At 70.6% G+C, this 12,975-nt stretch carries 10 protein-coding genes; 6 read left to right on the top strand and 4 right to left on the bottom strand.

From position 1 onward, the window contains the following. Window positions 1-55: 55 nt before the first annotated feature. The 4 genes from AC5P1C_RS08335 (at window position 56) to AC5P1C_RS08320 (ending at window position 6,181) form a co-directional block, all read left to right on the top strand. On the top strand, window positions 56-2,167 hold the full coding sequence (locus AC5P1C_RS08335) for an aldehyde oxidase family protein (RefSeq protein WP_493865038.1): 2,112 nt from the start codon (window positions 56-58) through the stop codon (window positions 2,165-2,167). 200 nt (window positions 2,168-2,367) lie between these two features. After that, window positions 2,368-4,593 (top strand): acetate--CoA ligase family protein, encoded by a 2,226-nt coding sequence (locus AC5P1C_RS08330; protein WP_493865037.1) that lies wholly within the window; start codon window positions 2,368-2,370, stop codon window positions 4,591-4,593. Between the two features lie 85 nt (window positions 4,594-4,678). Beyond that, a complete protein-coding gene (locus tag AC5P1C_RS08325; RefSeq protein WP_493865036.1) occupies window positions 4,679-5,500 on the top strand; it encodes an enoyl-CoA hydratase/isomerase family protein in 822 nt (273 codons plus the stop codon). A 63-nt stretch (window positions 5,501-5,563) separates the two neighbouring features. After that, complete coding sequence (locus tag AC5P1C_RS08320) at window positions 5,564-6,181, top strand: flavin reductase family protein (RefSeq protein ID WP_493865035.1); 618 nt, start codon at window positions 5,564-5,566, stop codon at window positions 6,179-6,181. On the opposite strand, the gene AC5P1C_RS08315 is transcribed toward AC5P1C_RS08320, so the two are convergent. Next, complete coding sequence (locus AC5P1C_RS08315) at window positions 6,174-7,505, bottom strand: MFS transporter (protein ID WP_493865034.1); 1,332 nt, start codon at window positions 7,503-7,505, stop codon at window positions 6,174-6,176. The genes AC5P1C_RS08320 and AC5P1C_RS08315 overlap by 8 nt on opposite strands. Before the next feature lie 59 nt (window positions 7,506-7,564). On the opposite strand from AC5P1C_RS08315, the gene AC5P1C_RS08310 reads away from it, so the two are divergent. Next, window positions 7,565-8,563 (top strand): GlxA family transcriptional regulator, encoded by a 999-nt coding sequence (locus tag AC5P1C_RS08310; RefSeq protein WP_493865033.1) that lies wholly within the window; start codon window positions 7,565-7,567, stop codon window positions 8,561-8,563. Between the two features lie 62 nt (window positions 8,564-8,625). On the opposite strand, the gene AC5P1C_RS08305 is transcribed toward AC5P1C_RS08310, so the two are convergent. Both AC5P1C_RS08305 and AC5P1C_RS08300 read right to left on the bottom strand, forming a co-directional pair. After that, window positions 8,626-9,729, bottom strand: a complete 1,104-nt coding sequence (locus tag AC5P1C_RS08305) for a Zn-dependent alcohol dehydrogenase (RefSeq protein WP_493865032.1) — start codon at window positions 9,727-9,729, stop codon at window positions 8,626-8,628. Window positions 9,730-9,887: 158 nt separating this feature from the next. Next, a complete protein-coding gene (locus tag AC5P1C_RS08300; protein WP_493865031.1) occupies window positions 9,888-10,799 on the bottom strand; it encodes an SDR family oxidoreductase in 912 nt (303 codons plus the stop codon). A gap of 84 nt (window positions 10,800-10,883) precedes the next feature. Between AC5P1C_RS08300 and AC5P1C_RS08295 the strand changes: the two genes are divergently transcribed. Then, window positions 10,884-11,879: a cyclase family protein gene (locus tag AC5P1C_RS08295; RefSeq protein ID WP_493865030.1), complete on the top strand. Its 996-nt coding sequence runs from the start codon at window positions 10,884-10,886 to the stop codon at window positions 11,877-11,879. A 446-nt stretch (window positions 11,880-12,325) separates the two neighbouring features. On the opposite strand, the gene AC5P1C_RS08290 is transcribed toward AC5P1C_RS08295, so the two are convergent. Further along, window positions 12,326-12,826: an ATP-binding protein gene (locus AC5P1C_RS08290; RefSeq protein WP_493865029.1), complete on the bottom strand. Its 501-nt coding sequence runs from the start codon at window positions 12,824-12,826 to the stop codon at window positions 12,326-12,328. Between the last annotated feature and the right edge of the window lie 149 nt (window positions 12,827-12,975).

Genomic DNA, 12,975 nt, shown 5'->3' with positions numbered 1-12,975 from the left:
GGCGGCCACCGCCGGCGCTCTCGTGGCCGCGGGCCCCGCCCCCACCGCTCACGCCGTGGGCTCCGCACCCTCGCGGCCTCTCGGCGCGGGGCCCGACGACCCCGTCCTGCGCGTCGACCGTGAACTGCTGCGCATGAAGCTCGGGCCGACGGCCGAGCCCGTTCCCCTCACCCTCTCCACGTCGAGCGAGAAGGCCTTCTCGGTCGACGTGTCCAGCACGACGGGACGCACCACCGTGGGGGCAGGCCCAAGGGGCCGCCAGGGCGCCAAGGTGACGGTCAAGGTCTCGGCCGACAACGACGCCGTCGTCTGGGTGGTCCCGAAGAAGACGGGCGACCCGTTCGGACCCGCCGACCAGCTGGACGTGAGTTCCGTGCACGACGGGACGACCGTCGCCGTCTGGATCGAGCCGACCGCCGGGGAGTGGCGGCACGCAGGGCACGACGACAAGGCGCTCGACCTCGGCATCGTCGCCGTGCACGCGGCCCAGCTCCGCAAGGGGGCGGGCCAGGAGATCATCATGTGGTCCTCGCCGCGGAAGCGGAACAAGGACGGCTCGCCGAAGGCCGATCCCGGCCGCAAGGGCCAGTGGCTGTGGAACATCTACGGGCTCGACGACATGGAGGCCCGCGCACTCGATGTCGCGAAGCTCACCACGACCGACCGGGTCATGGACGCACACGGCGGCCCCGACCGGCAGAACATCTTCTGCGGCGGCAGCGCCCATCTCCCCGACGGACGGCTCTTCGTCGCGGGCGGCCATGTCATTCCGCCGAGCATGGCGCACCATGGCCACACCAGCAACGGCGGCCACATGCACATCTACGACCCCACTAAGACCGGTGGCTGGACGCTCATCGACCAGCCCATGGAGCAGGTCCGGTGGTATCCCACGGTGACCTGCCTGCCGGACGGCCGCATGCTGATCACATCGGGGTCGCGCAAGGTCCTGGAGGGCAACGGCAACGACGGTGACGCCGACGGTTTCTGGACCAGTTCGGGCAACAGCTACGAGATCTTCGACCCCGCCACGGAGCAGCTCGTCAGCCTCGCCACCGTGCGTCTCATCGACACCGAGAAGCTCGGGAAGAAGGAGTCGCTGGCCACCTACCCGTACGTCTACGTCCTGCCCAAGGGGCCGGACGACGGCGCCGCCATCGCGCTCGTCGAGTCCAACAGGGCCTGGCTGTACGAGTACGTCCGGGACTCCGACACCCCGCTCCAGCGCGCCGACCGCGTCTACCGGATGCGCACGCTCGGCTCGCGCAGCTACCCGACGTACGGCTCGATGGTGCTGCTCCCCTTCCGCGCCGACAGCCCGCGGACCCGGATCCTCGCCGTAGGCGGCCAGCACGAGTCGCAGACCGACCACCGCACGCTCAGCGCCGACCAGCCGAGCACCGCCACGGCGGAGATCCTCGACATCGACACCTCGCAGGACCTCGCAAGGCAGAAGCCGTGGCGGCGGGTCGGCGACCTCGCACACGGCCGTGTGCTGTGCGACGCGACCCTCCTCGCCGACGGCAGCGTGCTGGTCAGCGGTGGCTCGGCGAACGGCTGGGGCGACATGAACAAGAACCCGGTCAAGCAGGCCGAGATCTTCGACCCCGAGACGGAGAAGTTCTCCCCGGCCGGGAGCAACCTCACCGATCGCCGCTACCACTCCACCGCCCTCCTCCAGCCGGACGGCACCCTCTTCAAGGCGGGCAGCACCGGCGGTTTCGGCGACGAGCGGAACCCTGGCGGCAAGGGCTACAAGTGGACGTCCGTGCACACCGACGCGGAGCGCTTCTACCCGCCCTACCTCTGGCGGGGTCCGCGCGCCTCGATCGGCGACATCACATCGGGGGGCGGCGACGCCTCGCGCGGCGGCAAGCAAGTGCTGCGCTACCGCGGCGACTTCACCCTTTCCGTCGCCGGGTCGAGTGTCGACGACCGCACCCGCGTCGCCATCGTCCGCCTGGGCTCCACGACCCACGGCAACGAGATGGACCAGCGTTACGTCTGGCTCGACGTCAGGGGTCGCAGGGAGACCGAAACGGGCTGGGAGCTGAACGTGGCCGTCCCCGCCAACCCGGCGTCCGCGCCGCCCGGCGACTACTACGTGATCGTGGTGGACAGCACGGGCGTGCCCTCGGAGGCGGAGCTCGTGCGCCTGGGCGCCTAGCCCTCCGCAGTGGCTTGAACTCCCCGCCCCGGCCACCGGGGCGGGGTAGTACGCCGGTGCACCTGGGTACGGGTGAGACGGCGGAGCCCCTGCGGGGCCCGCTTCAGGCTTTGCGTGCAGCACTGTTCCTGACACAGCGTCAGTTCAGTAATCTGACTATGCGTCAGTTGAGTTGCTGTCACACAGGAGCGGGTGGACCGATGCTTGGATCGACTTACGGCACCTTCACCACAGACCCCCGCCGCGCGCGTGTTGTGGCCTGCGGCGAAGCCCCGGCGCCCGCAGTCCACGGGCAGGCCGCCACGGCGGACGACCTGGACGTGAGTGGACGCCCCCTGCACTCCGACGTACCGGATCTGGACCGGTTCTTCCGCCCCGAATCCGTCGCCGTCATCGGCGCGTCGGACGCCGAGGGCCGGCCGAACACCGGCATCACGCGTCAGCTCATGGACTGGGCCGAGCGGGTCGGCGCCCGGCTGCACCCCGTGCACCCGACCCGCCGGTCCGTCTTCGGCACCCCCTGCTTCCCCTCCGTCGCGGACCTGCCGGAACAGGTCGATCTGGCCGTTCTGCTCGTCAGTGACCCCCTTCCCGTCATCGAGGAACTCGCCGAGTCCAAGGTGAAGTTCGCCGTCGCGTTCGCCTCCGGCTTCGCCGAGACCGGCGAGGAGGGCGCCGCGGCCCAGGCCCGCCTCGCCGCCTCCGTGGAGCGCTCGGGGCTGCGGCTGCTCGGGCCCAACACCAACCTCAACGCCTTCGAGAAGTTCCGCGACGACCTCGAAGGACCGGCGATCGCCCTCATCACCCAGTCCGGCCACCAGGGCCGCCCCGTCTTCACGATGCAGGAGATCGGCGTCCGCCTCTCACACTGGGCGCCCACCGGCAACGAAGCCGACCTGGAGACCTCCGACTTCATCTCCTACTTCGCGGAGCGCCCCGAGGTCGGCGCCATCGCCTGCTACGTCGAGGGCCTCAAGGACGGCCGCTCCTTCCTGCTCGCCGCCGACCGCGCCGCCCGGCGCGGCGTGCCCGTCGTCGCGGTCAAGGTCGGCCGCACCGAGACCGGCGCCCGCATGGCCGCCTCACACACCGGCAAACTCACCGGCGCCGACGCCGTCGTCGACGCGGCGATGCGGCAGTACGGCGTGATCCGCGTGGACGGGCTCGACGAACTGCAGGACACGTCCGCCCTGTTGGCGCGCGCGAGGCCGCCGCGGGCCGAAGGCGTCGTCGTGTATTCGATCTCGGGCGGCACGGGCGCGCACTTCTCGGACCTGGCGACCGAGGCGGGGCTGCGGCTTCCCGCGCTCTCGGACGCCAAGCAGGCGGAGCTGCACCAGTGGATACCGGACTACCTGAACGTCGCCAACCCCGTCGACAACGGCGGGCACCCGGTGGGCGACTGGCGTGGCCGGAAGATCATCGACGCGATCCTGGACGACCCGGAGGTGGGGGTACTGATCTGTCCCATCACCGGCCCCTTTCCCCCGATGAGCGACAAGCTGGCGCAGGACCTGGTGGACGCGGCGGAGCAGACGGACAAGCTGGTCTGCGTGGTGTGGGGCTCGCCCGTCGGCACCGAGGAGGCCTACCGCACGACGCTGCTCGGCTCGTCGCGCGTCGCCACCTTCCGCACCTTCGCCAACTGCATCACTGCGGTGCGCGCCTATCTGGACCACCATCGGTTCACCACCCGCTACCGCTCCCCCTTCGACGAGGCCCCGCGCACGGCCTCGCCTTCCTTCCGCAAGGCCCAGGCCCTGATGCGGTCGGGCCAGCAGCTGAGCGAGCACGCGGCGAAGCAGCTGCTGCGCGCGTACGGGATTCGCGTACCGCGCGAGCAGTTGGTGACCAGTGCGGCTGCCGCAGTGCGGGCGGCGGGGCTCGTCGGCTACCCGGTGGTGATGAAGGCGTCCGGGGCGCGGCTCGCCCACAAGACTGAACTGGGCCTGGTGAAGGTCGGATTGACCTCGGCCAGCCAGGTGCGCGACGCCTATCGGGAGCTGACCGACATCGCCCGCTACGAAGGGATCGCCCTGGACGGCGTACTCGTCTGCCAGATGGTGGCGCGGGGCGTCGAGATGGTGGTGGGCGTGACGCAGGACGATCTTTTCGGCCCGACGGTGACGGTCGGGCTCGGCGGGGTGCTGGTCGAGGTCCTGCGGGACGTGGCCGTGCGGGTGCCGCCCTTCGGGGAGGACCAGGCCTCCGCGATGCTCTCCGAATTGCGGGGGCGTGCGTTGCTGGACGGGGTTCGGGGGGCGCCCCCTGCCGACATCGATGCGCTCGTCGAAGTCGTCCTGAGGGTGCAGAGGATGGCCCTTGAACTGGGGGGTGAGCTCGCCGAGCTGGACATCAACCCCCTGATGGTGCTGCCCCAGGGGCAGGGGGCCGTTGCGTTGGACGCCCTTGCCGTCTGCCGGTGAGTGGCGCAAAAGACCGCCGCTTCGCGGCGGATGTTTCCTGCCCACCCACCCGAGCACCCCGCAGCGGAATGGAGTCCACCCACCCATGACTACCTCCCCCGAAACCCCGGTTGATCCCCTCGACTCATTGGTACTCCACACCACTGACAACTCCGTCTCCTGGATCACCCTCAACCGCCCCGAAGCCATGAACGCCGTCACCTGGGACCAGCGCGAACGCGTCATCTCCCTCCTCGCCGAGGCCTCCGCCGACCCCGCCGTCCGCGCCATCGTGATCACCGCGACCGGCAAGGGATTCTGCGCGGGAGCCGATCTGCGCGGAGCCCCGAGCGCCGCCGAGCGGGTGCCCGGTGACGTGGCCCGCACGATCAAGCTGGGCGCACAGCGTCTGATCGCGGCCGTCCTGGACTGCGAGAAGCCGGTGATCGCCGCGGTGAACGGCACAGCGGCCGGGATCGGCGCGCATCTCGCGTTCGCCTGCGATCTGGTGATCGCCGCCGAACAGGCCAAGTTCATCGAGGTGTTCGTGCGCCGCGGCCTGGTCCCCGACGGCGGCGGCGCCTATCTGCTGCCCCGCCTCATCGGCCCGCAGCGGGCCAAGGAGCTGATGTTCTTCGGGGACTCCATGCCGGCCGCGGACGCCGAGCGGCTCGGCCTCGTCAACCGCGTCGTGGCCGCCGACGAACTGGAGAAGACAGCCCGCGCCTGGGCGGAACGCCTCGCGACGGGGCCGACCCGCGCCATCGCCATGACCAAGCACCTGGTCAACGCTGCCCTCGAATCGGACCGCGCGACGGCGTTCGCGGCGGAGGCGGCGGCTCAGGAGATCAACATGACGACGGCGGACGCGAACGAGGGCGTGGCGAGCTTCGTGGAGCGCCGTTCGCCTTCGTACGAAGGCCGTTGATAATCGCCGCCCGACTCCGCACCCTTCCAATCTGACGAACCGTCAGCTTCAATGGTTGATGTGATGGGACATGCAGGGATGGCGGCCACAGCCGTCCGATACCTCAGGTCGGTCGGCGCGCCGACCACCACAGGCCCGGTCGAAGCCCTCCCGCGCCCGCAGCTGCGGGCGGTCGGCGAGGACGAGCGGGCACCGCTCGACCCGGGTGAATTCCGGCGCGTACTGGGGAACTTCGCGACCGGCGTGACCGTTGTCACGGCACCGGCACGCGAAGGCGATCCGGGCCCGGCCGGGTTCGCCTGCCAGTCCTTCTCCTCGCTCTCCCTGGACCCGCCCCTCGTCTCGTTCATGGTCGCGCGTACGTCGACGACGTGGCCGCGCATCGCGCGCGCGGGCGTCTTCTGCGTGAACGTCCTGGGCGCCGACCAGGGCCCGCTGTGCCGCGGCTTCGCGGTGAGCGGCGCCGACAAGTTCGCCGGGGTGGATCACGACGCCGCGCCCGTCACCGGCTCCCCCCGCCTGGCCGGTGTACCGGCCTGGATCGACTGCACGATCCAGGCGGTGCACACCGGGGGCGACCACCTGATCGTGGTCGGCCGCGTGGAAGCCCTGGGCGCCACGGAGGACGGCGCCCCACTGCTCTTCCACCGAGGCAGGTTCGGCGGATTCACCACTACGTGAGCGCCCCCGCCACCACCTTCTCCTCCTCGCCGACCCGCCGGATGACGAGCGCCATCAGCGCCGCCGCCGCGCACAGCGCGCCCGAGGCGATCCACATCACGTCGTACGACCCGAAGGTGTCCCGCACGACACCGCCGATGACGGCCACGAGTGCGGCACCCACCTGGTGCGAGGCGAGCACCCAGCCGAAGACGATGGCGCTGTCGTCGCCGTACTGCTCGCGGCAGAGGGCCAGCGTCGGCGGCACGGTCGCCACCCAGTCGAGGCCGTAGAAGACGATGAAGAAGATCATCGGCGGCTGCACGGTCGGCGCCATCAGCAGCGGCAAGAAGAGCAGCGAGATGCCGCGCAGCGCGTAGTAGACGGCGAGCAGCCGCCGCGCGTCGAAGCGGTCCGTGAACCAGCCGGACGCGATCGTGCCCACGACGTCGAAGATGCCGATGACGGCGAGCAGCGAGGCAGCCGCCGTGATCGGCATGCCGTGGTCGTGCGCGGCGGGCACGAAGTGCGTCTGGATCAGGCCGTTCGTCGAGGCGCCGCAGATGGCGAAGGTCCCGGCGAGCAGCCAGAACGGGCCGGTACGGGCCGCCTTGAACAGCACGGTGACCGCACGCCGCGCGGCCCCGGTGGCGGGCGGGGGCTTCTCCACGAACTCCTCGGACCCGTACGGCTTCAGGCCCACGTCCGCCGGGTGGTCGCGCAGCAGCAGCCACACGAACGGGACGACGACGAGCGCGGCCAGCGCGACCGTCACCGCTGCGGGCCGCCACTCGTACGTCTCCACCATCCAGGAGAGCGCGGGCAGGAAGATCAACTGTCCCGAGGCGGAGGCCGCCGTGAGGATGCCGGTGACGAGTCCGCGCCGCTTCGTGAACCACCGGTTGGTGACGGTGGCGGCGAAGGCCAGCGCCATGGATCCCGAGCCGAGCCCGACGAGCAGCCCCCAGCACAGCATCAGCTGCCAGGCGGACTGCATCCAGACGGTAAGCCCGGAGCCGAGCGCGATCACTACAAGGGCAACGGCAACCACCCTCCGGATGCCGAAGCGGTCCATCAGGGCGGCGGCGAAGGGTGCGGTGAGCCCGTACAGCGCGAGGTTGATGGAGACCGCGAGGCCGATCGTGCCGCGCGACCAGTCGAACTCCTGGTGCAGCGGATCGATGAGCAGGCCCGGCAGGGACCGGAACGCCGCGGCGCCGATGATCGTCACGAAGGTCACGGCGGCGACGAACCACGCCCGGTGGATGCGGCGCCGCGGCCGCGGCGCCGCCGGGGACGGCTCGACTGCCTGATTCACGTCTGTCTGGGTCACGACAACAAGCATCCGGATCCCGCAATGCTCCATCGAGTGGCCCAAAGGCCATCATTGACTAGGATCGGGCCATGACCTCAGCGACCACCACCCGTAGGACCCCCCGCCACCGGGTGGTGGTCCTGGCTCTGGACGGCGTCATCCCCTTCGAGCTCGGCATCCCGCAGCGGATCTTCGGCCGCGCGAGGACCGCCGCCCGCGAGCTCCTGTACGAGGTCATGACCGCCTCCGTCCGTCCCCCGGGCCCGGTGCGTTCGGACGCCGACTTCGCGATCCTGGTGGAGAACGGCCCGGAGTGCCTGGCCGGTGCCGACACGGTCGTGATCCCGGCCTCGTACGAACTGGGGCCGGTCCACGAGAAGGGCGTCCTGACCGAGGAACTGTCCGCGGCGCTCGCCCACATCAAGCCCGGCACGCGCATGATCTCCATCTGCACGGGCAGCTACGTCCTCGCCGCCGCGGGCTATCTCGACGGCCGCACCGCCACGACGCACTGGTCGTCCGCGGAGCACTTCCAGCGGCTGTTCCCCCAGATCACGGTGGACGCGGAGGTGCTGTTCATCGACGACGGGGACGTCCTCACCTCGGCGGGTGTGGCGGCGGGCATCGACCTCTGCCTCCATGTCGTACGCAGCGACCACGGATCGGCGGTCGCCAACGAGGTCGCCCGCCGTACGGTGGTGCCTCCGCACCGGGAGGGCGGTCAGGCCCAGTACATCCAACGCCCCGTCCCGGAGCCGCAGTTCGCGACCACGACTTCGGCGCGGGCCTGGGCGCTCGCCCGGCTCCACGAGCCGATCCAGCTCCGCGACATGGCGGATCAGGAGTCCATGTCCGTACGCACCTTCACGCGCCGTTTCCGTGAGGAGGTGGGGATCAGCCCCGGCCAGTGGCTTGCGCAGCAGCGAGTGGAGCGGGCGCGGCACCTTCTGGAGTCCAGCGACCTGTCCGTCGACCAGGTCGCCCGGGACGCGGGCTTCGGCACGGCCCAGTCCATGCGGGGGCACTTGCAGGCGGCTCTGGGGGTAACGCCCACGGCCTACCGCCGCACCTTCACCCGCCGCCCCTAGCCCCCGCTCTCCCCCTGGCCCCGCCGGGACCCCCCGGGCCCCGCCGGGACCCGCAGCGGCCCTCAGAACGTCAGAACCCCCCGCGCCACCCGCCCCGCCTCCGCATCCCCCACCGCCTTCGCGAAGTCCTCCACCGGATATGTCTCCGTCACCAGCTCGTCAAGCAGCAGCCGCCCCTCCCGGTACAGCTCCGCGTACAGAGCGAAATCCCTCTGCGGTCGTGCCGACCCGTACCGGCAGCCCAGGATCGACTTGTCCAGGAACAGCGACGACACCAGGAACGACGCCTCGGCCGTGGCCGGCGGGACCCCCAGCAGGATCGCCTGCCCGTGCCGGTCCAGGAGATCGATCGCCTGCCGGATCAGCTCAGTCCTCCCCACGCACTCGAAGACGTGATCAGCCCCCGTCGGCAGCAGCTCCCGCACCCCCTCCGCATCCGCCGCCCCATAGAAGTGCGTCGCGCCGAACTGCCGCGCCACGCCCTCCTTCTCAGGGTTCGCGTCCACGGCCACGATCCGCGTCGCCCCGGCGATCCTCGCCCCCTGCAGCACGTTCAGGCCGATGCCCCCGGTCCCGATCACCACCACGCTGTCCCCGCGGTCCACCTTCGCGCGGTTCAACGCGGCGCCGACCCCCGTCACCACGCCGCACCCGATCAACGCGGCCGACGTCAGCGGAATGTCCTCCGGGATCTTCACGGCCTGCACGGCCTTCACCACGGTCCGTTCCGCGAACGCGGAGTTCGCCGCGAACTGATGGATCGGCTTCCCGCCCCGCGAGAACGGCTGGTCCGGCATGCCGATCGCGCGTCGGCACATCGTCGGCCGCCCCCGGTTGCACTCCCCGCAGGTCCCGCAGCTGGCGATGGTCGAGAGCGCCACGTGATCGCCCTCCGCCACGTGCGTCACCCCCGCACCGACGGCCTCCACCACCCCGGCCCCTTCATGCCCGAGCACCACAGGCGAAGGGAAGGGAATCGTCCCGTCGATCACGGACAGGTCGCTGTGGCACAGCCCAGCGGCCTTGATCGCGACCAGCACCTCCCCGGGCCCCGGGCCCCGCACCTCAAGGTCATCGACAACCTCGACCCCGCTCCCGGCCCCGGCCCCGCTCCCTCGGCCCCCGCTCCCCTCGGCCCTGCTCCTGTCGAAAACGACACCCCTCATCGCGCCTTCGCCTCCCTCGGCAGGCCGAGCACGCGCTCGGCGATGATGTTCCGCTGCGGAGTCGGAGCACTCGCTCCAGCCCCAGGACCGACGCCCCCGCCCCCCCCCCCCACACATCCGAACCCCCACACATCCGAACCCGAACTCCACCGCCCCCCCTACGCGTTCGGCCGCCCCTTGGCAGCAGCAGCCTTCGCCATCTCCTCCAACTGCGTCAGCAACGGCATCGGGTCGACCCCCACCGTCCCCGGCAGGAAGTCGGCGATCTTCTCCGGGGTCCAGCCGCCCTCGACATACCCGGCCCGCAGCTCACGCGGCTGCGCCCAGACCGCGATCTTCGGGCCCGCGACCGTATAGACCTGCCCGGTGATCTTCTCCGCCCGCGCCCGCTCGCTCAGCAAGTAGACGACCAGTGCGGCGACGTCCTCCGGCTCCCCGATCTCCTTCAGCTCCATGGGTACGTTGGCCGACATCCGCGTCCGCGCGACCGGCGCCACCGCGTTCGCCGTCACCCCGTACTTGTTCAGACCCAGCGCCGCGCTCCGCACCAGCGAGATGATCCCGCCCTTGGCCGCGCTGTAGTTGGCCTGCGCGACCGACCCCTGATGGTTGCCGCTGGTGAAGCCGATCAGCGTGCCCGTACCCTGCTTCCGCATGACCGCCGAAGCGGCCCGGAAGACCGTGAACGTGCCCTTCAGGTGCGTGGCGACCACCGGGTCCCACTCCTCCTCGGACATGTTGAACAGCATCCGCTCGCGCAGGATCCCGGCGACGCACACCACACCGTCGATACGTCCGTACTGGGCGAGCGCGGTGTCCACGATCCGCTGCCCGCCCGCCATGGTCGAGATGTCGTCGGCGACCGCGACGGCTTCGCCGCCCGCCGCCTGGATCTCCTTGACCACGCCGTCGGCTATCTCACTGGTCGGTTCCGCACCCTCCATGGAGACGCCGTAGTCGTTCACGACGACCTTCGCGCCCTCGGCTGCGGCGGCGAGCGCGACCGCCCTGCCGATGCCACGCCCGGCACCGGTCACGGCCACCACCTTGCCTGCCAAGAAGTTCCCCACGTCCGGCCCCTTCCCGCGGTTTCTGACGGACCGTTAGATTCTATGACCCGTCAGATACCCAAAGACAAGCCCCGGGAAGGCCCCATGTCAGACTCACCGCCCACAGATGCCGCCCACTCCACCCACTCCGAACACCCCGCCCAATCCACCCACCCCGCCCTGCCGCCCGAGTTCCACGACATCGCCAAACGCGTGAACAACTGGGGGCGTTGGGGATCCGAGGACGAGACCGGCACGCTCAACCTCATCACCGACGAGGTCGTACGCGAGGCCGCCGCCACCATCAGGACCGGCCGCCGCATCCCGCTCGCCCTGCCCCTCAAGGAGGACGGCGTCCAGACGGGCCTGATACCCGGCCGGGTCAACCCCCTCCACACGATGGTGCAGATCAATCACGAGCTCTTCGGCCCCGGCACGGTCGCCACCAGCGACGACGCGGTCACGATGGGCCTGCAGACGGCCACCCACTGGGACGCCCTCACCCACGTCTCACACTCGGGGAAGATCTACAACGGCCGCCCGGCGGACACCATCACCGCCCACACCGGCGCCAGGTTCAGCGGCATCGACAAGGTGCCGCACCTCGTATCGCGCGGCGTCCTGCTCGACGTTGCCCGCGCCAAGGGCGTCGACCGGCTGCCCGGCGACCACGCGGTCACCCCCGAAGACCTCGCGGAGGCCGAGGAGTTCGCGGGGCTCACCGTCCGCGCCGGCGACATCGTCCTCGTACGCACCGGGCAGATCCAGACCTACCTGGCGGGCGACAAGCACGCGTACGGCTACCCGTCCCCCGGACTCTCGGTCCGCACCCCGGAGTGGTTCCACGCGCGCGACGTCGCGGCGGTCGCCAACGACACCCTCACCTTCGAGATCTTCCCGCCCGAGATCGAGAATCTGTGGCTGCCCGTGCACGCGCTCCACCTCGTCGAGATGGGGATGTTGCAGGGCCAGAACTGGAATCTGGAAAAGTTGTCCACAGCCTGTGCAGAAGTTTCCCGCTACAGCTTCCTGCTCTCCGCGATGCCCGAGCCGTTCATCGGCGGCACGGGAACACCCGTGGCCCCCGTCGCGGTGCTGTGAGCGGAACGAGGCCCGCCCGGAGAGCAACTCCCCAAGAACTCGCCGAGAGCCCCGGAGAATCCCGGGGACCCCCCTGAGAGCCCTCTGAGCCATCGGATGGCGGCGCCCCGACTCCCGCCCCGAGCGCGATGCCGCACGCGCCGCCATCCGGCTCCGGCGCACAAGTCCTGCCTCTGCGGCCACGAAGGGACCGACGCCGACGGCGACCCACTTCTCGTCGAGGACCGAACGGTCACAGACCCCGGGCACAGACCCCGGACCATGGACCACCGTCCCTCGTCGTCCCCTCGCGGCGAATCGCTGCACACAAGCGTGATCAATCGGACACGGTACGTCAACACCCGTCCGGTGATTAATGAATTATGCCGCTTTTGCACCAACCGCGCACGGCCGCGCATCGTGGCATGCGGCGGCGCATACCGGCGCCCGCCGCAAGCGCGTAGGGCTCAGACCGCTTCGTACGCGACGTCTTCGTACGTCGTGCCGTCGAACGCGACCGCCGCGCCCCCCGGCTCGCACCGGTCCACCTCGCACCAGATGCTCTTGCCCGCACCCTCGGTCTGCCAGCCCCAGCGGTCGGCGAGGCCGTCGACGAGTTCGAGTCCACGGCCGTTGGTCTCCTCGCCCGCCGCCCGCCGCGGCCTCGGCGGGCGTGCGCTGGCGTCGGCGACCTCGACCCGGACCGTGCCGGGACCCGCTCCCGCGGCACCCGCGGCCTCTTCGGCGACATCGGGGGCGTCCGGGAGCCGCATGCGCAGGACGGCCGGACAGCCGGTGTGCACCACCGCGTTGGTGACCAGTTCCGAGATCAGCAGGATCAGCGTCTCGGCAAGTGGCTCATCGACCTCTATCCCGGAACCGGCGAGCCGCGAACGCGCCCACCTTCGGGCCCGCCCCACCTCGGCGGGGTCGGGCCTGACCTCCAGCTGAACTTGAAGCACCTGCACCGCTCACACCATCCGAACCGGCGGACACATCGCCTCGCGACTCCACGGGGTCACGGAACGTGATCCCCTTGAGAGACAGCATGGTTGACGTTCAGTCACCCCAACAAGCGCTTCAGGCATATTCCAGCGCGAAGGAGTACGCGTGCGGC

Source organism: Streptomyces sp. A18 (genome assembly GCF_059026065.1).
Note: the sequence above shows the minus strand (reverse complement) of the source record. Positions and strands in the feature narration are given on the sequence as shown.

Excerpts from the sequence above, each read along its gene's own strand:
- AC5P1C_RS08310 (WP_493865033.1), top strand. The coding sequence starts at position 7,565 with ATGACCTCAGCGACCACCACCCGTAGGACCCCCCGCCACCGGGTGGTG.
- AC5P1C_RS08295 (WP_493865030.1), top strand. The coding sequence starts at position 10,884 with ATGTCAGACTCACCGCCCACAGATGCCGCCCACTCCACCCACTCCGAA.
- AC5P1C_RS08330 (WP_493865037.1), top strand. The coding sequence starts at position 2,368 with ATGCTTGGATCGACTTACGGCACCTTCACCACAGACCCCCGCCGCGCG.
- AC5P1C_RS08325 (WP_493865036.1), top strand. The coding sequence starts at position 4,679 with ATGACTACCTCCCCCGAAACCCCGGTTGATCCCCTCGACTCATTGGTA.
- AC5P1C_RS08315 (WP_493865034.1), bottom strand. The coding sequence starts at position 7,505 with ATGCTTGTTGTCGTGACCCAGACAGACGTGAATCAGGCAGTCGAGCCG.
- AC5P1C_RS08305 (WP_493865032.1), bottom strand. The coding sequence starts at position 9,729 with ATGAGGGGTGTCGTTTTCGACAGGAGCAGGGCCGAGGGGAGCGGGGGC.
- AC5P1C_RS08320 (WP_493865035.1), top strand. The coding sequence starts at position 5,564 with ATGGGACATGCAGGGATGGCGGCCACAGCCGTCCGATACCTCAGGTCG.